Here is a 23,538-nt window from a genome sequence, read left to right on the forward strand (position 1 = left end):
CCTTAAATTTAAATTTTACAAATCAATCTCAATGCCGATTGGGCAGTGGTCGCTACCTGTGATATCAGCGCGGATAAAGGCGTCTTTGAGGCGCAAGCGCAAATTTTGCGAGATAAAAAAATAATCAATCCGCCAGCCAACATTTTTAGCGCGTGCATTAAATCTATAACTCCACCACGAATAAGCATTTTTTTCATCGCCGTGAATTTCGCGGTAAGTATCGATAAATCCGTGATTTATCACCTCATCAATCCACGCTCGCTCGATAGGCAAAAAGCCAGAAATTTTAGAATTTGCCTTTGGGTTGGCTAGATCAATTTCCCTGTGAGCGGTATTGACATCGCCACAAAATATCACGCCCAAACCCTGCGCGACCAGCTCGTCGATATAACGCAAAAAATCAGCGTAAAATTTCATCTTATACGCGAGGCGCTCATCGTCCTTTTGGCCGTTTGGGAAGTAGATATTTAGTAGCACCACATCGCCAAATCTATGCTCCAAAACCCGCCCCTCATCGTCGCTAGCGAAGTTGCATTTGCTAACCTTGCTAGCAAATTTAGCTAGGCTTGCCACGCCAGAATACCCAGCGCGCGTGGCTGAGTTCGTATCAATCTGCGAAAATCCAAGCTCATAAAGCTCTTTTGGGATATTTTCTGCGCTCGCTTTTATCTCTTGCAAGCCCAAAAAATCGGGCTTTTCATCATCAAGCCACGCAAATGCGCCCTTGCCAAGCACGGCTCTAAGCCCATTTACATTCCAGCTCATTAGCTTCATTTTTACCCTTTAATTATCAAAATTTGGCTATGATTATGCCTAAATTTAACTAAAATTTAAAAGGAAAAAAATGAGAAATCAGCCAAAATACAAATTTTTCGCAAACTGGGGTTATGCTTTGGCGGGGCTAGCTGAAATTTGGCGTAGTGAGCGGAGTTTTCGGCTAGAAATTTTTGTTTTTGCGCCACTTTTGGTTTCGCTATTTTTTTGGAATTTTGGCTTAGTTTGGAATTTGGCTTTGGTTTTTGGCGCGGTTTTTACGCTAGTGGTAGAGTGCATAAACTCATCAATCGAGCGAGTAGTTGATTTAGCAAGCCCTGATTTTCACCCGCTTGCAGGGGCTGCCAAAGATACCGCCAGCACCGCTGTAATGCTTACTTTAAGCCTAAATTTCGCCCTGTGGGTATGTGCGATTTGTGGTAAAATTTTTGGCTAAACACTGCGCCGAAATTTTAAAATTTAAAATTTTTGCACCTAATTTGTCATTGCGAGAATTTTGCGTTAGCAAAATTCGTGGCAATCTACGACTTTAAAATTAGTTTATTGCATATTAGCCAAATAAATATTCTTTTTGTTCTAAAAATATTTTTTCCATATCGCCGTAATCTAAATGTCCGCAATTATCTATTTTTTTTGAATATTTTAGATTGCATTTTTGTTTGTATTTATATTTTTTTAACTCGTTTCCTATAATATTTTTATCTTTAAATTTATCGCCAATATAACCAAAAAGTGAATAACCATTAAAAATATCAATAGTGTCATCTTCACATAATAATATAAAATTGTCTAATAAAACACGATTGCGACCAAAATACTCAGAGAAAAAAATCGGTCTTGCAAAACCTGCCGTCATCTCTTTTAAATTTACCGATATATATTGGTTTGGGTCTATTTGCGTGGCTTTTAATATATTTAAAATTAAATCTCCTGCAACGCTATCTGCATAAATATCCCTATTATCGTATGCTTCTTTTAATTTATAAATCCAATTATCTAAATTTATATCATCGTCAAATTTATAATACCCTATATCTATATTATTTGCTCGCTTATTTTTACCTAGTGTCTTAATTCTATATTCGTCTAATTTATTTTCTATTTCTAATTCTTTCTTTAAATATTCCACAACGGCTCTTTTATACAACTCTTCTTTATCTAAAATCCTATTTTCTACTAAACAATAGCCCCGATTATATTTGTTGTAATCCCACAAACTCACTATTTCAAAGCCGTATTTTTTAGAATAATTTGGCACAGTTCTAATAAAACCAAGACATAAAATAATCGTTATAATTGCAACAAACCAACTTATTTTTTTAAATTTGGTATCGAACAATTTTTTAAATAAATTTTTCACTTTTATTTCTTTTTATAAAAATTTCTTTGCAAATTTAAATTCGGTCAGTATCGTTTATCCACGATACGAAATTCTTTAAATTTGCGATTTTGCAAATCTGTTATTTTACTTTTGGCGATTGGCTTCGCCTACGGCTCCTCCAAAACAAGCGAAGCGCTTTTTGCGAAGCAAAAATGTTTCTGTGAAATGCCCCTTCGCTTCGCTCGGGTCGCTACGCTCATTTTGCTTCGCTCGTTAAACTCGCTCGCAATGACAGTGTGTGCAAATTTTGCTAAAACCTCGCCCTTTCTGCCCCCACGCTCGAGGGCTCTCCATGCCCCGAGTATAAAATCACCTCATCTGGCAGGCTAAAAATCTTGCCCTCTATGCTAGCTTTTAGCTCGCCGTAATCCCCGCCCGGCAAATCCGTGCGCCCAAAGCCCGCGCGAAATATCAAATCCCCACAAAACGCCAAATTTTGCCCCGCGCTATAAAACACCACGCTATCGCTCGTATGCCCTGGCGTATAAATCACAGCTAGCTCGCACGCCCCGTTAGCTAGCGCGACCCTTTCGCCATCTTTTAGGGGCGTGAAATCCTCTATGATTATCTCTTCGCCCGTAAAATTCGATAGATTATAGTCTGGCTCGCCCAGATACACGCCTGCGTTTTCGTGCGCGAGTATCGGCGCACCCAAAGCCCGCGAGAGCTCGCTAGCTGCGCCAATGTGATCGAAATGTCCGTGCGTGAGCAGGATTTTTTCGATTTTGAAATTTCTCTCTTTTATAATCCCCAAAAGCTTGTCCGCTTGCGCCCCAGGGTCGATTACAAACCCTGCCCCACTCGCCTCGTCGATAAAAAAATAGCAATTCTCGCTGATATAACCTGCCACTTCCACGCATAAAACCATGTTTTCTCCTTGAATTTCTCCAAATTTTACGGATTTAAATTTAACCAGCCATTAAATTTAGCCAAAAATTATCCTTGATTTACCAAAATGCAGTAAAATACGCGCTTTTGCAAATTTTTTCAAAGGAGAGCTTATGAAAAAGCTTTTGGCCGAGTTTCTTGGCACATTTTGGCTAGTATTTGGCGGTTGCGGAAGCGCGATTTTCGCCGCATACAACATCGGATTTGTCGGCGTTTCAATCGCCTTTGGTTTGACCGTGCTAAGCGGTGCTTACGCATTTGGACACATTAGTGGCGGACATTTTAACCCAGCAGTTTCAGTGGGCTTGCTATGCGGCGGCAGATTTAAAGCTAGCGAGTTAGCAGGCTATGTCATCGCGCAAGTGCTAGGCGCGATAGCAGCAGGCGGTGCGCTATATCTAATCGCAAGCGGAAAGGCTGGATTTGACATCAGCGCAGGGTTTGCGACCAACGGATACGGCGAGCACTCACCAAACGGATATTCAATGCTAAGCGCGCTAATCGCAGAAATAGTTCTAACCGCATTTTTCCTAATCGTCATCATGGGCGCGACAGATAGGCGCGCGCCAAGTGGCTTCGCACCGATTGCGATCGGACTAGCCCTCACACTAATCCACCTAATCTCAATCCCAGTAACAAACACCTCAGTAAATCCTGCCCGTTCAACTGGCGTGGCACTTTTCCAAGGTGGCTGGGCGCTTAGCGAGCTATGGCTGTTTTGGGTAGCGCCAATCATCGGTGGCGCAATCGGCGGAATTATCTACAAAACTTTTTTGGAAAAAGAGTAAAATTTCGCTAAATTTGGCGTAAATTTCGCCTCGCCCCTTGTGAATTTTCGCAAGGGGCTTTTTAAATTCTTTAAATTCTTAAATTTCCGCTTCGCAACCCCCAAACACTGCCCCGAAATCGCAAAGAAATGCGAAGCATTTCCGTAAAAATAAAACCAGCTAAATTTTAAAAAGCAACGCTTTTTAAAATTTAGCCACCTTGTAAAGCGTCGTCGGGGGTTGGGGGTTTGTAAGGGGGAAGGGGCGCGACCTCGCAATTCAAGCCCCCTTCCCCCTTACGAGAAAAGAAAATTTAGTCTAAAATTTAGAAAATAATTCAATGCTAAATTTGGATTGAATTTTGCTTTAAATTTTACTGGATTGCTTCGCTCGTTACACTCGCTCGCAATGACAGCAAATTTGCAAAATTTAAATTTTATGCTCGTAGATTGCTTCGTCGCTTCGCTCCTCGCAATGACAAATTAGGCAAAATTTACGCTTGATTTGTCATTGCGAGAATTTGCGTAGCAAATTCGAAGCAATCTACGAGTTTAAAATTTCGGGGCAGTGTTTGGGAGTTGCGAAGCGGAAATTTAAAAAGCAAATTTTAAAAATCAAAATTTTAAAAATCAAAATTTTAAAAATCAATGCAATCTTGGATAAAAAGTCGCTTGGAGGGGAATTCCATAGCGCAAAGGCGGGCGTTTTTGTAACCGCGCTTTTTGAAAACACAGCCCAAATCGATATTCGCGCTGTAATCATTGATAAATGGCTCATCTTGTGGCGTGTGGCCATAGACATTGAAAATACCCGCATTATCGGTGTAATCGTCGCGCCCGCTCAACACATGCGCCTCGAAATCGTCCTTTACTGCCACGAAGTCGCGAAATTTCCACATATTTCCCACAGCCGAGTGCGACACCACGAGAGAGCGGGAATTTTCGTCGAAAATATCGTATTGCAAAAACACGGGCAAGCTTTGCAAATACTCTAAATGCTCGCCCAAAAGCGCGCTAAATTCGGGCGCGAAATACGATTTCATCGTATCGCTACCGCCACTTTTGGCAATCCAGTTGATATCATCGCTTGCGCCGATTACGATTTCGCGGTCTCTCACGCACCTTTGCGCGCTGGATTTTGCTAGCAAAAATCTGCGCTCGTGGTTTCCGCGCACGCAGTCATAGCCGTGCGAGCGCACAAACTCGATGACTTTGGCGCTCTGAGGACCACGATCGCACAAATCGCCCACGAAGCAAATTTTGCTATCAAATTTCGCTGGCAAACGCGCAATCAGCGCCATTAAACTCTCATAGCAACCATGCACATCGCCGATAATGTAGATATTTTGCATAAATTTACCTTTGAATTTTTAAAAGAATTATATTAGAATTTTTAAAATTTAAAATTTAAAAAAGGTCAAATTTAACCCAAATTTGGGTTAAATTTGAAATTTACGCTACCACATTTGGGAAGTCAAAGACCACTTTTCCGCTTTTTATCGTTAGCACGCACGCACCTTTTAGCTCTTTGCCAAAAAGTGGCGAATTTTGCGATTTTGACTTGTTGAGTTTCGCGTCGTAAGTGTATCTTAGCTCAGGGTCGATTATAGCGATATCGGCTAGCTTTCCGACAGCGATTTCGCCTTTGCCAGAGAGTTTTAAAATTTGGGCTGGATTATACGAGGTGAGAGCGACCATTTTTTCATAATCAATCACGCCCTCATCAACTAATTTTAGCGTCAAAGGCACGAGCGTTTGAAGGCCTAAAATCCCAAACGGAGCCTTGTCAAATTCGACAAATTTATCGTCCCAGCTATGCGGTGCGTGATCTGTGGCGATGACATCTATTAGTCCGCTTTTTAGCCCCTCTCGCATAGCCTCTACATCGGCATTTGTGCGAAGTGGCGGGGACATTTTAAAATTCGTATCATATCCCATAAGTTCGCTTTCATCATAAGTGAAATGGTGTGGCGTAACTTCGCAGGTTACATTAATGCCCTCTTTTTTGGCTTGATCGATGAGTTTTAGCGACCAGGCTGAGCTGACATGCGCCACATGCAGGTGTCCGCCCGTTTTTTTAGCAAGCAAAATATCGCGCGAAACCATAATCTCCTCTTTTTCACTTGCCATGCCTTTAAGCCCTAGTAGCGCGCTCACCCTGCCCTCGTTCATCACTCCACCATGACAAAGTGAGCAATCCTCGCTGTGATTTATGACAAAAGAGCCAAAATGCGCCGAGTATTCGAGGGCTTGTCGCATGACTGAGCTATCGGTAACTGGAAGTCCATCGTCGCTAAATGCCACGCACCCAGCCTCGATCATATCGCCCATTTCGACGATTTTCGCGCCCTTGCAATCCTGCGAAATCGCTCCGATTGGAAGCAGGTCGATTAGCCCCCTATCGCGCGCTTTTTTAATCATTGCTTTTGTGATCGCGGAATTATCATTTACTGGGTTTGTATTTGCCATAGGCATAGCGGTCGTTACGCCCCCTGCTACGGCTGTTTCGCTACCTGTGATGACATCATCTTTATACTCAAAGCCCGGATCTCTAAAATGCACATGCATATCAATTAGCCCCGGCATGACAAGCTTGCCAGTCGCGTCGATGATTTTATCTGCGCTTGGCTCGTCTTTTGTAAGTGCTGAAATTTGGTCATTTTCTATTAAAACATTTATCTTTTCGCTTCTGTCGTGGTTAATAACGGTGCCATTTTTGATTAAAATTTTCATTACAAGCTCCTATTTAAATTTATCGTGTGAAGCACCGCCATACGCATGGCTGCACCGTTTTCGACCTGATCGAGAATGCAGGTAAATCGCGGATCGTCCGCGACATCTGAGTTGATCTCCACGCCACGATTTATCGGGCCTGGGTGCATAATAATCACACCCTCTTTGGCTACTTGCATACGCTTAGCAGTTAGTCCAAAAAATTTGCTATATTCTCTAACACTTGGAAAGCTTGGCTCGCCGTCTTGGCGCTCTAATTGAATTCTTAGCATTATTATCACATCTGCACCCTCGATCGCTTCCTCGACGCTTTTGCAAATCCTGCACCCAAACGCCTCGCAGTCTCTTAGCATCATCGGAGGACCAAAAAGTCTGACATTTATGCCTAGTTTTTTCATCGCCCATGCATCAGATCTAGCCACACGAGAGCGGAAAATATCGCCGATGATAGCGACTTCTAATCCTTCAAATTTGCCCTTGGCTTCGTGGATTGTGAGTAAATCCAAAAGCGCTTGTGTCGGGTGCTCATTTAGTCCGTCTCCTGCATTTACGATTGAGGCGTCGCAGTTAGAGGCGATAAATTTCGCAGCACCGCTACTTGCGTGGCGCACGACAAAAATATCACTGCGCATGGCTTGCATATTTTTTATCGTATCGATTAGAGTTTCGCCCTTTTTGGTGCTACTTGAACCTGCGCTGAAATTTATGGCGTCCGCACCAAGGCGTTTGGCGGCGATTTCAAAGGAAATGCGCGTTCTAGTGGAGTTTTCGAAAAAAGCATTAATCACGGTTTTTCCACGCAAAGAGTCTGATTTTTTGATATCCAAGCGGTTTAGGGCTTTAAACTCTTTCGCCAAAGCGATGAAATCGTAAATATCGTCTGCGCTTAAATCTTGCGTGCTAAGCAGGTGCTTTAATTTATACATTTTGCCTCCTAAAATGGTTAAAATTTTCGCTGTATTTTACGCAAATTTGACTTAAATTTTTAAATCCTCGCCCTGCGAATTTTCATAATGTTTTTCAATTTTTTTGCCATTATTAATCATATCGCCAAAGATATTTAAAATCTGTCCGAAACTCGAATTTGCATCCTTTGCCAAATCCATTAAATCCTTTTCAATCCCGCCTAATGAGCCATTTAAATCGCGCACAATTTTCTCGCCTTTTTTGGCTAAATCCTCAAATTTATCCGCATTTTTTTTCGCAAATTCATCAATGATTTTTGGTGCTTCCTTGCTTAATCTTTCCAAATTTTCGCCCAAAATTTTAGCCGTTGCGGCAAATTCATCAATCGTTTCGTTGATATCTTTTGAAATTTTGCCCTCAGGCTTTGGCACTAGCTCGATTTGAACCTTTGGTTTAGCGTTTTGGCTCAAATTTGCCTCTGGCGCAGGCTCGCTTGAAGCAGTGCTTCCTGGCGCAGGTTTAGGGGCGCTTTCGCTAGCCGATAAATTTTTATCCAAATTTATCTGTATTTTTGGCTCATTTTTCTCAACCATTTTTTGAGATTTTTTTTCGATCTCTTTCTCGATATCTAGGCCGTTTTGGCTAGATTTGTCGCTGTCACTGCACGCACTAAAAATAAGCGCGCAAGCAAGCAAAATTCCACATTTTTTCATACTCTCTCCTTAGTTTAAAAATAAATCACTTCTTAATTTCAAAAGCAAGCAAACTGCGATATTTGCGGCCTCTTCGCGGATATAGTTGCGATCTCCGTTTAGGTGAAATTTGCCGATTATCTGTCGCCCACCAAGCTCTTTTGCCCCGATAAATACCGTTCCTACGGGCTTTTCATCGCTTCCACCCCCAGGTCCAGCTATCCCGCTAATGGCTAGGGCAAAATTCGCCCCCGAACTCTCCAATGCCCCGCCAAGCATACCTGCGACGCATTGCTCGCTCACTGCGCCATAATCTTGCAAAACCTCATCGCTCACATCTAGCCACGCGCGCTTTATCTCGTTTGCATAGCTTACCACTGAGCCGTCAAAAATATCGCTCACACCGGCTATTTCGCCAAATTTAGCTGCCAAAAGTCCAGCCGTGCAACTCTCTGCAAATGTGATTTTTGCGCCGATTTCTCGCAATTTCTCCACGGCGTGAGAGATGAAATTTTTAGGCGCGATAAATGAGTTTGCGTAATATTTGCTCACGCTATCTAAAAATTTATCCAGCGCGCCAAATTTTTGCTCGCTAGCGCGCACAAAGAGCAAAAATGAGCTGTATTCGCTAATGATAAATGAAATTTTATAGCTTAACGCTAGGCTTTCAAGTCTAGCTTTTGCACTCGCATAGTCTGTGTCAAATAGATAAAACCCCTCGCCCTCGTTTAGTGGATCTTGCAAAATTTGGGGCAGTTTTTGCAAGGGGTCTGCTTTTAGCACATTTACAAGGCAACCCTTAATATCTAGCAAAAAACTATCCTTTACCGCAAATTTAGCTGCTGATGGGGCTAGTGTGCCACAATCTTTAAGCTCCAAAGTATCAAGCGTAAGCGTGGAGAGGATTTTGCCTGCGATTGCATAAGCCACTTTTGTCGCAAAAATCGTGATATAATCGTATTTGCCGAGCATTTTTTCTATCAAAAATGGCAAATTTTTATCGTTTTCATTTATAAATTTAATATCATCAATCACGCCGAAAACCTGCTCGTATTCGCGCAAAATATAGCTAAAAAATGGCGGATTGTAGCGGATAGCTTCGCCGATGATTAAAATCACATTTTTCATAAATTTCGACCTTTAAATTTTTGCCATTATAGCATAAAAAATTCTTGCATTTTCAGTCCTTTTTAAAAGCCTTTTTGCTACACTTACCAAATTTTTTAAAACACAATTAAAGGTTTTTTATGGATTACAAAGAAACACTTTTTCTCCCTACTACGGACTTCCCTATGCGAGGCTCTCTCCCAGCGAACGAACCAGCGCGATTTTCTAGCTGGTATAACGAGCGAGCAATTTATGAAAAAATGAAAGCCAAACGCAAAAACGCGGGCGTCAGCTTTAATATCCACGACGGCCCACCTTATGCCAACGGACACCTGCATATCGGCCATGCGCTGAATAAATTTTTAAAAGACATTATCACAAAAACCCACTATTTTTTCGGTGAAAATATCCGCTATGTCCCGGGCTGGGACTGCCACGGCTTGCCGATTGAGCAACAAGTAGAAATCAAAATGGGCGACGCGAAAAAATCAGCTACCAAGCACGAAATCCGCGAGCTTTGTCGCGCACACGCAAAGGAATTTATCGATATCCAAAGAGATGAATTTAAAAGCCTTGGCGTAATTGGGGATTGGGAAAATCCATATTTGACACTGAAATTTAACTTCGAAGCTGAAATTTACAAAACCCTTTGCAATATCGCTAAAAAGGGTATTTTAATCGAGCGCAGTAAGCCTGTGTTTTGGAGCTGGGCGGCAAAAAGCGCGCTAGCTGAGGCGGAGGTCGAGTATAAGGACAAAGAGGATTATTCGATTTATGTGGCTTTCGATTTAAGCGATGAAGCAAACGCCAAAATCGGCGCAAAAGGCGCAAAGGCCGTGATTTGGACGACTACGCCTTGGACACTTCCAGCAAACGGCGCAATCAGCCTAAATCCAAACGAAACCTATGTCCTAACAGCCGAAAATTTCATACTTGCAAAACCGCTTTTAGAAAATTTAATCGGCGCAGGTATCACAAATGGCGAAATTTTAAAAGAATTTAGCTCAAAAGAGCTAGAAAATTTATACGCAATCAACCCGCTAAATGATAGAAGCTCAAAATTTATCCTAGGCGAACATGTCTTAATGGACGGCGGAACAGGCCTAGTTCATACCGCCCCAGGACACGGCGAGGACGATTATTTCGTAGGCTTAAAATACGGCATAGAGGTGCTAATGCCAGTCGATGAGGCAGGGTGTTTTGATGAAACACTGCGCGCGAAGGGGCTATTTAGGGCTGGCGTCGTAGATGAAATGGTCGGCATGCACATTTTCAAAGCAAATGAAAAAATCGTCGAAATTCTTGGCGATGCAGTGGTAAAAGTCGGCAAATTTACCCACTCATACCCACACTGCTGGCGCACGCATAAACCAGTAATTTACCGCGCTACAAAGCAATGGTTCATCGCTATGGATAAGGAATTTAGCGGCGGAAAAACACTGCGCCAGATCGCGCTTAGCGAAATCAAAAAGATCAAATTCTACCCAGCCACTGGCGAAAATCGCCTCACAGCGATGATTGAAAACCGCCCTGATTGGTGTATTTCAAGGCAGAGAGATTGGGGTGTGCCGATTGCGTTTTTCCGCGATCGTGGCACAAAAGAGCCGATTTTCGACGAAAAAATAATGGATCATTTATACGAAATTTTCAAAGCCAAAGGCGCCGATGCGTGGTGGGATAGCGAAATTCGCGATCTTTTACCGCAAGGTTCTGGCTACAACCCTGAAAATTTAGAGAAAGTTACCGATATTTTAGATGTTTGGTTTGATAGTGGCTCGACTTGGAACGCTGTGCTAAAAAGTGGCGAATACGACGCAGGCGCGTTTCCAGCCGATATGTATTTAGAGGGCTCAGACCAGCACAGAGGCTGGTTTCAAAGCTCACTTTTGCTAAGTTGCGCTGTAAATGAGTTCGCTCCGTATAAAAGCGTCCTAACTCACGGCTTCACCGTCGATGAGAAGGGTCAAAAAATGAGCAAATCCGTAGGCAACATCGTCCTTCCACAAAAAGTCGCCAAAGAATACGGCGTGGAGATTATGAGATTATGGGTTGCGCTAAGCGATTATTCCACAGATTTGAAAATCAGCGAAAATATCCTAAAACAAGTCAGCGAGCAATACCGCAAAATTCGCAATACAATTCGCTTTTTGCTAGCAAATGTTAGCGACTTAGAAGAGCTTGAAACCTCAAATTTCACAACCCTTGATAAGTGGATTTTAACCCGCGCAGTAAGGACTTTTGGCGCGGTTGAAGAGAGTTTTAGAGAGTATGATTTCTCAAAAGGATTTAACCAACTTCTAAATTTCCTAAGCGCAGATTTAAGCGGAATCTACCTTGATATCATCAAAGATCGCCTTTACTGCGACCATATCGACGAACCAAGACGCAGAAGCGCACAAAGTGCGCTAGTGCTAATCACCAGAGCGCTACTGCCTCTGATTGCGCCTACGCTAACTTACACAATCGATGAAGTAATGCAATACGCACCAAGTATCGTTAAAAACGGCAAAGAAGACGCTTTTGATTTGGTTTATGCGCCGATTGAATTTAGCGATTTTGTCGAATATGATGAAATTTTAGAGCAATCAAGAGAGAAGTTTTTCGAAATCATCGACGCCCTCAAAAAAGACAAAATCATCAAATCGACCCTAGAACTCGCTTTGCAAACTAGCTCAAATGAAATTTTATCTTACGATATTTTGGGTGTGAGTGATTGGTTTATGGTAAGCGATGTAACATCGCTAGATGGCAACAGCGACAATGCTTTGGCAGAATTTCGCATAGGTGATGAAATTTTCCGCCTTGTAAAATCTGATAAATTTAAATGCCCAAGGTGCTGGAAATTTAGCGCAAAAGAGCAAGATTGCCTATGCCCAAGGTGTGCAAAGGTGCTAAATGCTTAGTTCGCCTCAACATTTTAGTATAGTAGTTCTCACAATCGCGCTAATCTTTGTCTGTATAGGCGTGGGAATAAAATTTGTAATAAAATTTAAGGATAAAAAATGATAAGTTTAAAAGAGGCTTTGAAACTGAGCCCTAGCGAAATTTTGGCACTTCGCGCAGATTTAAAAAGCCAAATCATAGCCAATAAAAACCTTGGCGCGTATGTCGAACAGCTCAGTGGCGATGAGCTAAACGAAAGTGGCGCAGGTGTGCCAATCGCGATTAAAGATAATATTCAAGTCAAAGGTTGGAGCGTAACGGCTGGTTCTAAAATCCTGCAAGGCTACATTGCGCCTTATGACGCAACCGTAATCAAAAAACTAAAAGAGGCAAATTTAGCTCCATTTGGGCGCACCAATATGGACGAATTCGCCATGGGAAGCACGACAGAGAGTTCGTATTATGGCAAAACTCTAAATCCACTCGATCACACTCGCGTCCCAGGCGGAAGCAGTGGCGGAAGTGCCGCTGCTGTGGGAGCTGGACTTGCAATCGCAGCCCTTGGAAGCGATACTGGTGGCTCTATCCGCCAGCCTGCTGCGTTTTGTGGCTGCGTGGGATTTAAGCCAAGCTATGGCAGGGTTAGCCGTTACGGGCTTGGGGCATATTCATCTAGCCTAGATCAAATCGGACCAATCACGCAGAATGTCGAGGACGCGGCGATTTTATACGATATCATCGCTGGACACGACACTATGGATAGCACAAGCTACGCTGGCGAGTTTATCAGCACGGCTGATAAATTAAATAGCGAGCGCAAACTTACAATCGCAGTCATCGAAAACTACCTAAACGAGGCTAGCGACGAGATTAAAACTGCGCTAAATTTAGCAATCGAAAAACTAAAAAGCTTCGGACACAAGATAATTTATAAAAATTTGTTAAATTCCAAATACGACATTGCGACTTACTATATCATCGCCACAGCCGAAGCTAGCGCAAATTTAAGCCGATATGACGGCGTGCGATACGGAAATCGCGCAAAGGCGTCAAATTTAAACGAACTTTACGCAAACACCCGTGGCGAGGGATTTGGCGACGAGGTCAAACGCAGAATGCTTCTAGGAACATTTGTGCTAAGTAGCGGATATTATGACGCTTACTACATAAAAGCGCAAAAAGCCAGAGCCTTTATCAAGGCTGAATATGAGGAAATTTTAAAAGAGGCTGATTTGATTTTTATGCCGATTGCGCCTGATGTGGCGTATAAATTTGGCGAGTTAAACGACCCGCTAAAAGCTTATCTTAGCGATATTTACACAATCGGCGTAAATTTAGCAGGACTTCCAGCGATTTCCGTGCCAGTGGCTAGAAATTCACAAAATTTAAATATCAGCGCACAACTAATAGGACGCGCTTATGACGAACAAACGGTCCTTGATGGCGGGTTAAATTTAGAAACAATCATAAGGGGTTAAGATGAAAATTTTGAAAAAAGCTTTGACATTTGAAGATGTTTTGTTGGTGCCACAATACTCTGAAATTTTACCAAAAGATGTAGATTTAAAGACGAAATTTACCAAAAATATCACTCTAAATACGCCACTTGTGAGTGCTGCTATGGATACGGTTACCGAGTATCGCACAGCTATCATGATGGCTCGCCTTGGAGGGATTGGCGTAATCCACAAAAACATGGATATCGAAAGCCAAGCCAAAATGGTTAAAAGAGTGAAAAAAAGCGAGAGTGGCGTCATCATCGATCCGATTTTTATCAAAGCCACGGCCAGCGTGCAAGATGCGCTAAATTTAATGGCTGAATACCACATTAGCGGAATTCCAGTCGTCGATGACGAGCATAAATTAATCGGAATTTTAACTAACCGCGATTTGAGATTTGAAAGCGATACCTCAGCGCGCGTTGGCGATAAAATGACTAAAATGCCACTAATCACGCTCAAAAAGGGCTCGACGCTAGATGACGCTGAGAAAGTTTTCCGCAGCACCAAGGTAGAAAAACTTCCGATTGTTGATGAAAACAACCATTTGGAGGGCTTAGTTACCATAAAAGATATCAAAAAACGCATCGAATACCCTCTTGCAAACAAAGACGCTTATGGCAGACTTCGCGTAGCAGCCGCCATTGGCGTAGGTCAGATTGATCGTGCAAAAGCCCTTGTCGAAGCAGGCGTAGATGCGATTGTAATGGATTCTGCTCACGGACATACCAAAGGCATCATAAACACCCTAAAAGAGCTTAAAAAACAGCTAAATGTCGATGTCGTAGTAGGAAATGTCGCGAACCCAGAGGCTATCAAAGATATCGCCGAAGCTGGCGCAGACGCGATAAAAGTCGGTATCGGACCGGGCTCAATCTGCACCACTAGAATCGTCGCAGGTGTGGGCGTGCCACAATTTACCGCAATTGTAGATTGCGCAAACGAAGCGGCTAAATTTGGCGTTCCAATCATCGCAGACGGCGGTATCAAATACTCAGGCGAAATCGCCAAAGCCCTAGCAGCAGGTGCTAGCTCAGTAATGATGGGAAGCGTGCTAGCTGGGTGCTACGAAACCCCTGGCGAGCTAATCACCTTCCAAGGTCGCCAGTATAAGACATACCGCGGTATGGGCTCAATCGGTGCTATGCAAAAAGGAAGCTCTGATAGATATTTCCAAGAAGGCACCGCCAAAGAAAAACTCGTCCCAGAAGGCATCGAAGGACGCGTCCCTTATGCTGGTATGCTAAAAGATGTAATCTTCCAACTAGTAGGTGGTTTGCGCAGTGCTATGGGGTATTGCGGAAGCAAGGATATCCCTACCTTGCAAGAAAAAGCTGAATTTGTCGAAATCACAAGCGCAGGACTTAAAGAGAGCCATGTCCATGATGTCATCATCACGCAAGAAGCGCCAAACTACCGAGTTAATCAGTGAAAATCCAAACCAAAACCCACTATTTTAACGAACCGCTCTATTTAGAGAGCGGTCGTGTTTTTTCTAAATTTCACCTAGCTTACGAAACTTACGGCGAGCTAAATTCTGATAAATCAAATGTCATTGTCATCACACACGCTCTAACCGGTAGCGCACACGCTGCTGGCAGATATGAGGGCGAGAGCAAGGCTGGCTGGTGGGACAGCCTAATCGGCGATGGCAAGGCAGTGGATACGAGCAAATTTTTCGTCATCTGCATAAATATCCTCTCATCGCCCTTTGGCTCGACCTGTCCGCTAGATATCGACGATAGCACCGGCAAGGAGTATCGCACACGCTTTCCTGTGCTTGTCATCTCAGATGTCGTAAAGGCGCAGGTTAGATTGCTAAGCGAGCTTGGGATTTCGCGCGTAAAAGCCGTAATCGGCGGGAGTTTAGGCGGTATGCAGGCTCTGTGCTACGCAATCGAATACCCAAATTTCGCCGAAAATATTTTCGCACTAGCTACCACTTATGCGACGCAGCCTTGGGCAATCGCCTTTAATAAAATCGCAATCAGCGCGATTAAGAGCGATCCAAATTTCAAAGGTGGGTATTATGACAAAGATGAAATCGCTAAATCCGGCCTAAACGGCATGGCAGTAGGTCGCATGGCTGGGCATATTAGCTTTTTAAGTCCAGCGTCAATGAACGAAAAATTTGGGCGAAATTATGTAGAAACTGACGGACTTTACGAGCTTGACGGCAGATTTCAAGTAGATCGCTACCTAGACTACAATGGGGGAAATTTCTCTCATCGCTTCGATCCGCTATGCTACCTTTATATCGCAAAAATGATGAATCTTTTCGACTGCACGAGGCATTATGGCTCGCTAAAAAACGCCATGGCGCAAATTCGCGCGAAACTATTTTTGATTTCGTTTTCTGGCGATATTTTGTTTCCGCCAAATTTAATGGAGGAAATGTATAAATGTATGATTGATCTTGGCGCGAAAGAGCGCGTGTTTTACACGCAAATCGACAGCGATTACGGACATGACGCATTTTTGGTCGAGGTGGAAAAATTTGACTATATCATTAAAAGGGTTTTAGATGCAAGATAATTTCGAAGAAAAAATGAAAAAAATAGGCGAGCTATTGGAGAGCTTAAACGACAAAGACATCACGCTAGATCGCTCTGTGGAGCTGTATAAAAGCGGAATTTGCCTGCTAAAAGAGGCGAAGGAAATTTTAGAAAACGCCAAGCTTGAAATCACGCAAATAAACGAAGGTGCGCAAAATGATTAAAATCTGCGCTCTACAACTCGCCACGCTTTCGATGAGCGAAAATCGCATTGATTATTATATGAAAATAGCCCACGACAACGGCGCAAAAATCGTGGTTTTGGGCGAATACACGCTCAATTCGTTTTTTACCGAGCTAAAACACATGCCAAGCTCAATCACGCAAAAACAAAGCGAACACAAAATAGAGCTAATGCAAAATTTGGCCAAAAAATACGACCTAAACATCATCGCGCCCATAATCCGCCAAAGCAGTAGCGAGACTGGCGAAATCGCATGGATCAAATCCTGCGCGCATTTTAGCCCCTCTGGCGTGAAATTTTACGATCAAACTATGCTGATAAACTACTCGCACTGGAACGAGGACGAGTTTTTCCTAAACGCTAAAATTCACGAAAACGGCAAATTTGAGCCACTGATTTTCGAGGTTGGCGAGGCGAAATTTGGCGTTTGTTTTGGATTTGAAGCGCATTTTGATATGGTGTGGCAACGCTTCGACCACGAAAGCGTTGATTGCGTGCTAATCCCCACAGCTTCGACATTTGAGTCAAATTTGCGCTGGGCAGAACTGCTTAAAATGCGAGCCTTCACGCACTCGGCGTATATCGTGCGCACAAACCGCATAGGCGAGGCGAAATTCGGCGATATGGACTTTAAATTTTATGGTGGCAGTTTCCTAGCGAATCCTTACGGCGAGATTATCAACGAATTGCGTGACGAAGAGGGCGCGCTAATGTGTGAAATAGACCCAGCAATCGTGCGCGAAGCTACGGAATTTTGGGGCTTTAAAGCAAATTTGAAAAACAAAGGCTTTGCGTGAAATTTTTCCATAGACAAATCCAGCTTTGGGGCGAGGATACCCAAAACTCCCTAGCGCAAAAATCCGTCCTAATCATCGGCTCTGGCGGGCTTGGAAGCTCATTTGCGTATGCGCTAGGAGCCAGCGGAATCGGGCGGATTGACATTGTCGATTTCGACACAGTGTCACTTCATAATATCCACAGGCAAATTTTATTTTCGCTAAGCGATGAGGGACGATACAAGGCCGATATTTTCAAAGAGCGCGTGCAGGCTCGATACGATGGAGTGCGTGTGAATACGCACAAAATGAAAGCTGATGAATTTTTTGCTAGTTGCGCGGATAAATTTGACCTGATTTTAGATGCGACTGACAATCTCGCCACTCGCGCGCAAATCGACGAGTTTGCCAAGCAAACTGCCACGCCATGGGTGTTTAGCTCGGTCGATAGCTTTCAGGTGCAGGTCTGCTTCGTAAGCGAGGCAAATTTCAAATTTTTCCCAAATTTGGGCGCCACGCCAGCTGGAATTGCTGCGCCGATTGTGATGTTTGCAGCGAGTTTTGCGGCGAATTTAGCTTTGCGCTATTTAGCGGGTTTGAGCGTGAAAAAAGACACGCTTTATTATCTAAATTTTTTCTCGGGCGAATTTGAAACCAAAAAAATCGCTCTTGTTTAAGGCAAAAAATGGTTATACTCATAACGGGCGCTTCGCATACGGGAAAAACGCTTTTGGCACAAAGATTGTTGGAAAAGTATAAATTTCCGTATTTTTCAATCGATCACCTAAAAATGGGGCTAATTCGCTCAAAAAATACAAATCTTACCCCAAATGACGATGAAGCACTAACGCCCTATCTATGGCAAATCGTGCGTGAAATAATCAAAACTGCGATTGAAAACGGGCAAAATTTAATCATCGAAGGTTGTTATGTGCCGTTTTCTTGGCGGAGCGATTTTAGTGAAAAATATTTGCGCCAAATTCGTTTTATAGCCCTAGCGATGAGCGATAAATTTATCGATGAAAATTTTGATGAAATCAAAAAACATAGCTGTGATATAGAAAATAGGCTTGATGATACAACCTGCACAAAAGAAAATTTAAAAGCGGATAATCAAAATTTTATAAACGGCTTTGCCAAAAACGGCGAGAAAATCGTTTTGATTGATGATGATTATGAAAAAACTATAAGTAAGCTTTAAATTTACTCGGATTTAGGTATTCACAAAAACAAAAAATACCAAAGTGCTTTTTCAATATTGTTCATTTTTTTCTTTTTTTTCTTGGATTTCTAGCTCATACCAGCCGTATTCGTCGCTACCGAATTTGGCTGTGAAAAGTGGCTTAAATTTCAAATCGCTTTTGAAATTTTCACCCATTTTAAGCTCGTTTGAGCGGAAAAATAGAAATAAATTCACGCTTTTAGCAATTTCATTTAGTAAATTTTGCCCACCTTCAATCATCACTAAGCCCGAATTTAAGGCAGTTTGCAAATCATTTGTGATTTGCACATTTCGGCCCTCAACGCCAAAAAGCGGAATAGTTTTATCAAATTCGCTTTGCCTAGAATAGATAAAAATATCTGGATTTTTTCCGCTTAAAATCAGCCTAGTATCGAGCTTCGGGCGGTCGGTGCGGACGGTATTTCCGCCGATAAGCAAAGCGTCGCAAACATTGCGTAAATAGTGCGAAAATGTGCGAGATTTTAAATTTGAAATTTCGCCCGTAATCACGCCGTTTGCAGAAAAAGCTAGCTTAAAAAAGCTAAAATTTCCGCCATTTTGCCACGCTAAAAACGGCTTTAAAAGCGCGCCGCACTCGTCTTTTAAAACGCCAAATTCCACTTCCACGCCACTTTGCGCTAAGATTTCGCCACCGCCACTAGCTTTTTCGTTTAAATCCGCCACGCCGATTACGACTTTTTTAAAGCCCAAATTTTTAAGCAAAAAGGCGCATGATGGGGTTTTACCGATATGGGCGCAGGGTTCGAGAGTAACAAAAGCAATGGCATTTTTTAGTAAATTGCCATGATTTTGCGTGATAAATTCATAAACGAAATTTGCGTTTAAATTTTTAAACTCTAAAATTTGATTTGCAAAGCGTGATTTTGCGGATACTGCACCGAAATTTTCAAAAAAATCGCCATAGATTAGATTTTGCGGATTTTTGCAAATTTCGCTCAAATCCACGCCAAATTCGCTTTCATAAATTTGCAAAAATTTATTTAAAAATTCATCGCTTATCTCACAAAGTGCCACAAAAACGGCATTTGCTTCGGCGTGTAAGAAACCTGCCTTTTTATGAGAATTTATGCTTAAAATTTTGCCGTGCGTATCGGCTACTACGCACCCCACAGCAGGATTTGGAAAGGTTAAAATTTGATACTTCCACGCTTCATTTAGAGCCAAATTCATATAAAATTCGTCAGTCATTTTCTAATCTTTTTAGTTCGTCGCAACTCTCTTTAACGCCTAAATCACAAGCCTTTTGAAAATATTTTCTAGATAATTCAATTTTTTCATCAAATTCTTCTAAATAAGCTAAATTATAGCAACTAGGACCATAATCTAAATCGCAGGCTATTGTGTAGTAATCTCTTGCATATTTGTATAATTTATTTTGAGTTAAATAAACACCAAGATTATGACAATAGCTCAAATCTTTTTTATTTTCACAAGCATCTGCTGCGTAAATTATGAATTTTTCTTTATTTTCATCTATTTCTGCTGCATATTTATCGCAATCTGGGTCGCCTACTTGACAAAATTTATCGCCTTGATCATTTGCAAATAGAAACATAAATCCTACCACGAAAAACAATAAAAGAATTTTTTTCATTGAATTACCTCAAAATTTGATTTTAAAATTTACAAATTTTACCACTCAATATAAGTTTTCGCCTTTTTTATGTCGCTAAATTTAATGCAAATTTCGCCGTCGTCGGTGTCTAAGTATAAATTTTCATCTTCAAATTTAAGAATTTTTCCGCAAATTTTATCTTTTTCGCTCGTGGTTATTTTGACTAACTCGCCCACGCTTTTGCTAAAATGCTCCATTTTGCTTAGTTTTCTCTCCAACCCAGGACTCGATACTTCTAAAAAATACTCGCCCGAAACAGGCGGTTCTACATCGAAAATCGGAGATAAAATGCGACTTAGTTTTTCGCAATCTTCTAAGCTCACGCCACCTTGCTTAGTTACAAAAACTCTATAAATCGTTTTGCCGTTTTCACTAGCTGTTTCGCAATCGTAAAATTCCAGCCCACACTCGCTGGCAAGAGCGTTTAAATCAACCATTTTTATTTAAATCCTTACTAATTTTTTCAAACAAATCGTCCATTTTATTTTGGTATTCGAGCCTATCGTCGAATTTGAAGTGAAGCGCAGGTGAGCGAAACCAGCCCTCGGCTTCCATACAGTGGTTTTGGATAAAACGGCTTACTTTTTTGAGTTTTGCCAAGATTAGCTCTTGTTCCCTTTCGTCTAAGCCCATTTTATCGAGATATACAAAGGCGTCATAGCGTCCTCTTTTGCACTCGACATCGGTTACGCAAAGCCCGTGCAAAAACTCATCATCAAGCTGCGATAAAGCCTGTGGAATCAGCTCTTTTAGGACACTTGCGGTTCGTAGTCGTCTAACTTCGTGAGCGTTCATAAATCACCTTTATAGCGTGGCTTGTTCTTCTTTTTCTTTGAAGCTTTCGATGAAATCCCCAACGCGCATATCATTGTATCCGTCTATGCCAACCCCGCACTCAAAGCCCTTAGCGACCTCTTTTGCGTCATCTTTGAAGCGTTTTAGTGAGCTAATATTTCCTTCGAAAACCACCACGCCATCGCGGATTACGCGAATTTTAGCTCCCCTTTGGATACTACCTTCTGTAACCATACAGCCCGCGATTTGTCCGATTTTTGGCACATTGATGACTTGGCGAATTTCAGCTTGACCAAGGTCTTCTTCTCTGATAATCGGACTCATCAATCCGCCCAAAATCGCCTTAACATCGTCAAGCAGGTTATAAATGACATTGTAGGTTTTGATCTCTACACCGCGTTCTTTGGCTTTTTCTTTTACTTCGCCTGTCGGGCGAATATTAAAGCCCAAAATCACGCAGTTTTCACTCGCACTTGCCAAACCCACATCGTTTTGCGTGATACCGCCAACGCCTGAGTGTATGATATTTACCTTAACTTCGTCGTTGCGAAGTTTTTCTAAACTTGCCTTAATAGCTTCAAGAGAGCCCACCACATCGGCTTTTACGATAACAGGAAGCGATTTTAACTCGCCCTCTGCGATTTTTGCGCTTAGTTCGTCGATTGTAACTTTTGTCGATTTTGATAGCTCTTTTTGGCGTTGGTGCTCGTAAATTCGGCTCGCATACTCTCTTGCTTCTTTGTCACTTCCAACGCCAATTAGCGTTTCACCAGCTTCTGGAACTTCGCTAAGACCGATGATGACACCACACTCACCCGGAGCAATCGAGCTTAGCTTTTTGCCTTTATCATCATTTAGAGCTCTAACCTTTCCATACGCCACACCCGCAACTACCGTATCACCCACTTTTAGTGTGCCGTTTTGGACAATGACGGTAGCGACAGGACCGCGACCCTTTTGAAGCGAACTTTCGATAATGGTTGCTTTTGCTTGGCGAGTTTTATCGGCTTTTAATTCAAGCAAATCGGCTTGAAGCAAGACGATTTCAAGCAAATCCTCAATTCCCATACCTGTTTTAGCTGAAATCGGCACAAATTCATAGCTTCCGCCCCACTCGGTCGGCATTATATCAAGTTCCGCAAGTCCTGTTTTTACCAAATCAGGATTTGCGTTTTCTTTATCCATTTTATTGATAGCGATGATTATCGGCACACCGGCAGCTTTGGCGTGATTTACGGCTTCTTTTGTTTGTGGTTTTACGCCGTCATCTGCCGCAACCACGATGATAACAATGTCGGTAACTTCTGCACCTCTGGCGCGCATAGATGTAAATGCTTCGTGTCCAGGGGTATCGATAAATGTGATATTTCGTCCGTTTTTCTCGACCATATACGCACCCACATGTTGGGTGATACCACCTGCTTCGCCACTTACGACGCGTGAATTTCTAATGAAATCAAGCAAACTAGTCTTTCCGTGATCGACATGCCCCATAATGGTAATTACTGGCGCTCTTGTGGTTAAATTTTCTTCTACAACCTCATCTTCGTAAGCCTTGACATAGTCGAATTCTTCGGCTTCATTTACGATATTTACCTCAATGCCAAATTCTTCTGCCAAAATCTCAATCGCATCTTCGTCCAAAAAGTCATTTTTAGTCGTCATCATACCAAGCAAAAATAGCTTTGAAATGATTTCGCTAGGCTGTTTTTTGATTTTTTCGGCAAATTCATAAACACGAATTTCTTTTGGGATATTTACAGAAGTTACGCTCTGTTCATCATCTTTTTTGACGACTTTTTTATGTTTTTTTCGACTTCCACGGCTAATGCCCGTATCGTTTCCGTAAAACTGCGTTTGCGAACCTTTGTAAATATTTGGTTGATTTTTGGTTTTTGTTTTGTTTTCGACTTGAATAGGCTTAACGGTGAGATCCGGCAAAACTACCATATCTTCATCATCATCGATGACAATGTCCGCTAGTTCGTGGTCGCTAACCAAATCGATTTTTTGGGTATCCTCTTTTTTAGAAACGGCGATTTTTTTCTTTTCAGCTTTTTTCTTTTTCAAATTTAACTCAGCGTTTGAGAAAATCGCTTCCAAGCTAGCGCTTACCTTTTCGCGACTTTCGCTTGGTTTTTCCACTTTTGGTGCTTCGGTGTCTTTTTTCTTTTTGACTATCACCAAACCACGGCGCTTTTGCAAACTCTCGCTAGCTAGGCTTTCGCCACTATTTATTTGAGGGGTTTGCGCTTCGGGCTTGGATTTTGGCTCGGTTTTAATTTCGGCTTTTGCTTCGATTTTTGTTTCGCTTTTTGATTGAGAGTGCGGCTTTTCCTCTTTTGGCTCAGGTTTTGGCTCAGACTTTGGCTCTTTGCTTTGAGAATTTTCAGCCTTTGGCTCTGTTTTTTTGCTCTGAGTTTTTTTAGGCTCATCTTTTTTGGTTTCGCTCTGCTTTTTTGGCTTCACAGGAGCTTTTTTAGCACTGGATTTTGGCTTTAAAGACTCTGGCAAAATTCCTGTTTGAATATACTCATATATAGCCGCTGCTTCTTCGTTGCTTACCTTGTTTGACGCGGTTTTGACCTTAGTATAGCCCATTTCTTGCGCTTTTTCGATAATGTCTTTGCTTGCGTATCCAAGCTCAGCCGCGATGTCACTGATTTTAACTCCCTCAGCCATTTAAAACCCTCTCCTTAATAATCTCAAAATTTTCATATTTTCTAAATTTTGATAAATAT

Annotated in this window: 23 protein-coding genes; 10 read left to right on the plus strand and 13 right to left on the minus strand. The window is 42.2% G+C overall.

Features of this window, described 5'->3' with window-relative positions; all coding sequences use genetic code 11:
• Positions 1-15 precede the first annotated feature (15 nt).
• Positions 16-774, minus strand: a complete 759-nt coding sequence (locus OFN91_RS06640) for an exodeoxyribonuclease III (RefSeq protein ID WP_270873695.1) — start codon at positions 772-774, stop codon at positions 16-18.
• A 70-nt stretch (positions 775-844) separates the two neighbouring features.
• Here OFN91_RS06640 and OFN91_RS06645 point away from each other — a divergent pair, with 70 nt between their 5' ends.
• Positions 845-1,210: a diacylglycerol kinase gene (locus tag OFN91_RS06645; RefSeq protein ID WP_270873696.1), complete on the plus strand. Its 366-nt coding sequence runs from the start codon at positions 845-847 to the stop codon at positions 1,208-1,210.
• A gap of 114 nt (positions 1,211-1,324) precedes the next feature.
• Here OFN91_RS06645 and OFN91_RS06650 read toward each other — a convergent pair whose 3' ends face one another.
• Complete coding sequence (locus OFN91_RS06650) at positions 1,325-2,134, minus strand: hypothetical protein (protein WP_270873697.1); 810 nt, start codon at positions 2,132-2,134, stop codon at positions 1,325-1,327.
• Positions 2,135-2,405: 271 nt separating this feature from the next.
• Positions 2,406-3,023 carry an MBL fold metallo-hydrolase gene (locus tag OFN91_RS06655; RefSeq protein ID WP_270873698.1) on the minus strand — a complete coding sequence of 206 codons (618 nt, stop codon included), beginning with the start codon at positions 3,021-3,023 and terminating at the stop codon, positions 2,406-2,408.
• A gap of 133 nt (positions 3,024-3,156) precedes the next feature.
• On the opposite strand from OFN91_RS06655, the gene aqpZ reads away from it, so the two are divergent.
• Positions 3,157-3,831, plus strand: coding sequence for an aquaporin Z (gene aqpZ / locus OFN91_RS06660; protein WP_270868151.1), 675 nt, complete (start codon positions 3,157-3,159; stop codon positions 3,829-3,831).
• Positions 3,832-4,447: 616 nt separating this feature from the next.
• Here aqpZ and OFN91_RS06665 read toward each other — a convergent pair.
• The 5 genes from OFN91_RS06665 to OFN91_RS06685 all read right to left on the minus strand — a co-directional run bounded on the left by OFN91_RS06665 (position 4,448) and on the right by OFN91_RS06685 (position 9,268).
• Entirely contained in the window at positions 4,448-5,161 is a 714-nt protein-coding gene (locus tag OFN91_RS06665; RefSeq protein ID WP_270873699.1) for a metallophosphoesterase, read from the minus strand.
• A gap of 100 nt (positions 5,162-5,261) precedes the next feature.
• The gene (locus OFN91_RS06670) at positions 5,262-6,542 is read right to left on the minus strand and encodes a dihydroorotase (protein WP_270873700.1); all 1,281 of its coding nucleotides are present in this window, start codon (positions 6,540-6,542) and stop codon (positions 5,262-5,264) included.
• The gene (locus tag OFN91_RS06675; protein ID WP_270873701.1) at positions 6,542-7,468 is read right to left on the minus strand and encodes an aspartate carbamoyltransferase catalytic subunit; all 927 of its coding nucleotides are present in this window, start codon (positions 7,466-7,468) and stop codon (positions 6,542-6,544) included. Before OFN91_RS06675 ends, OFN91_RS06670 begins: the two co-directional genes overlap by 1 nt.
• Positions 7,469-7,519: 51 nt before the next feature.
• Positions 7,520-8,161 (minus strand): hypothetical protein, encoded by a 642-nt coding sequence (locus tag OFN91_RS06680; protein ID WP_270873702.1) that lies wholly within the window; start codon positions 8,159-8,161, stop codon positions 7,520-7,522.
• A 9-nt stretch (positions 8,162-8,170) separates the two neighbouring features.
• Positions 8,171-9,268: a CinA family protein gene (locus tag OFN91_RS06685; protein ID WP_270873703.1), complete on the minus strand. Its 1,098-nt coding sequence runs from the start codon at positions 9,266-9,268 to the stop codon at positions 8,171-8,173.
• A 119-nt stretch (positions 9,269-9,387) separates the two neighbouring features.
• On the opposite strand from OFN91_RS06685, the gene ileS reads away from it, so the two are divergent.
• The 8 genes from ileS (at position 9,388) to OFN91_RS06725 (ending at position 18,345) form a co-directional block, all read left to right on the plus strand.
• A complete protein-coding gene (gene ileS, locus OFN91_RS06690; protein ID WP_270873704.1) occupies positions 9,388-12,150 on the plus strand; it encodes an isoleucine--tRNA ligase in 2,763 nt (920 codons plus the stop codon).
• A gap of 99 nt (positions 12,151-12,249) precedes the next feature.
• On the plus strand, positions 12,250-13,608 hold the full coding sequence (gene gatA / locus OFN91_RS06695) for an Asp-tRNA(Asn)/Glu-tRNA(Gln) amidotransferase subunit GatA (RefSeq protein ID WP_270873705.1): 1,359 nt from the start codon (positions 12,250-12,252) through the stop codon (positions 13,606-13,608).
• A 1-nt stretch (position 13,609) separates the two neighbouring features.
• Positions 13,610-15,061, plus strand: a complete 1,452-nt coding sequence (guaB, locus tag OFN91_RS06700) for an IMP dehydrogenase (RefSeq protein ID WP_270865324.1) — start codon at positions 13,610-13,612, stop codon at positions 15,059-15,061.
• A complete protein-coding gene (gene metX / locus OFN91_RS06705; RefSeq protein WP_270873706.1) occupies positions 15,058-16,164 on the plus strand; it encodes a homoserine O-acetyltransferase MetX in 1,107 nt (368 codons plus the stop codon). The genes guaB and metX overlap by 4 nt, the downstream gene beginning before the upstream one ends.
• Positions 16,154-16,348, plus strand: coding sequence for an exodeoxyribonuclease VII small subunit (gene xseB, locus OFN91_RS06710; protein ID WP_270859252.1), 195 nt, complete (start codon positions 16,154-16,156; stop codon positions 16,346-16,348). The genes metX and xseB overlap by 11 nt, the downstream gene beginning before the upstream one ends.
• Positions 16,341-17,165, plus strand: a complete 825-nt coding sequence (locus OFN91_RS06715) for a carbon-nitrogen hydrolase family protein (RefSeq protein WP_270873707.1) — start codon at positions 16,341-16,343, stop codon at positions 17,163-17,165. Before xseB ends, OFN91_RS06715 begins: the two co-directional genes overlap by 8 nt.
• Positions 17,162-17,821: a HesA/MoeB/ThiF family protein gene (locus OFN91_RS06720; RefSeq protein ID WP_270873708.1), complete on the plus strand. Its 660-nt coding sequence runs from the start codon at positions 17,162-17,164 to the stop codon at positions 17,819-17,821. Before OFN91_RS06715 ends, OFN91_RS06720 begins: the two co-directional genes overlap by 4 nt.
• Before the next feature lie 8 nt (positions 17,822-17,829).
• Entirely contained in the window at positions 17,830-18,345 is a 516-nt protein-coding gene (locus OFN91_RS06725) for a phosphotransferase-like protein (protein ID WP_270873709.1), read from the plus strand.
• A gap of 51 nt (positions 18,346-18,396) precedes the next feature.
• Here the strand turns inward: OFN91_RS06725 and ribD are convergent, their stop codons facing one another.
• From ribD to infB, 5 genes are read right to left on the minus strand one after another with little or no spacing between them, the layout of a single operon-like run.
• A complete protein-coding gene (gene ribD / locus OFN91_RS06730; RefSeq protein ID WP_270873710.1) occupies positions 18,397-19,575 on the minus strand; it encodes a bifunctional diaminohydroxyphosphoribosylaminopyrimidine deaminase/5-amino-6-(5-phosphoribosylamino)uracil reductase RibD in 1,179 nt (392 codons plus the stop codon).
• The gene (locus tag OFN91_RS06735; protein WP_270865330.1) at positions 19,568-19,981 is read right to left on the minus strand and encodes a hypothetical protein; all 414 of its coding nucleotides are present in this window, start codon (positions 19,979-19,981) and stop codon (positions 19,568-19,570) included. The genes ribD and OFN91_RS06735 overlap by 8 nt, the downstream gene beginning before the upstream one ends.
• Positions 19,982-20,019: 38 nt before the next feature.
• The gene (rimP, locus tag OFN91_RS06740) at positions 20,020-20,439 is read right to left on the minus strand and encodes a ribosome maturation factor RimP (RefSeq protein ID WP_270873711.1); all 420 of its coding nucleotides are present in this window, start codon (positions 20,437-20,439) and stop codon (positions 20,020-20,022) included.
• Positions 20,432-20,797, minus strand: a complete 366-nt coding sequence (rbfA, locus tag OFN91_RS06745; RefSeq protein WP_270859239.1) for a 30S ribosome-binding factor RbfA — start codon at positions 20,795-20,797, stop codon at positions 20,432-20,434. The genes rimP and rbfA overlap by 8 nt, the downstream gene beginning before the upstream one ends.
• A 9-nt stretch (positions 20,798-20,806) precedes the next feature.
• Positions 20,807-23,479, minus strand: a complete 2,673-nt coding sequence (gene infB, locus OFN91_RS06750; RefSeq protein ID WP_270873712.1) for a translation initiation factor IF-2 — start codon at positions 23,477-23,479, stop codon at positions 20,807-20,809.
• Positions 23,480-23,538: the final 59 nt, after the last annotated feature.

This window comes from Campylobacter sp. JMF_08 NE1, assembly GCF_027737875.1.
Taxonomy (GTDB): domain Bacteria; phylum Campylobacterota; class Campylobacteria; order Campylobacterales; family Campylobacteraceae; genus Campylobacter_B.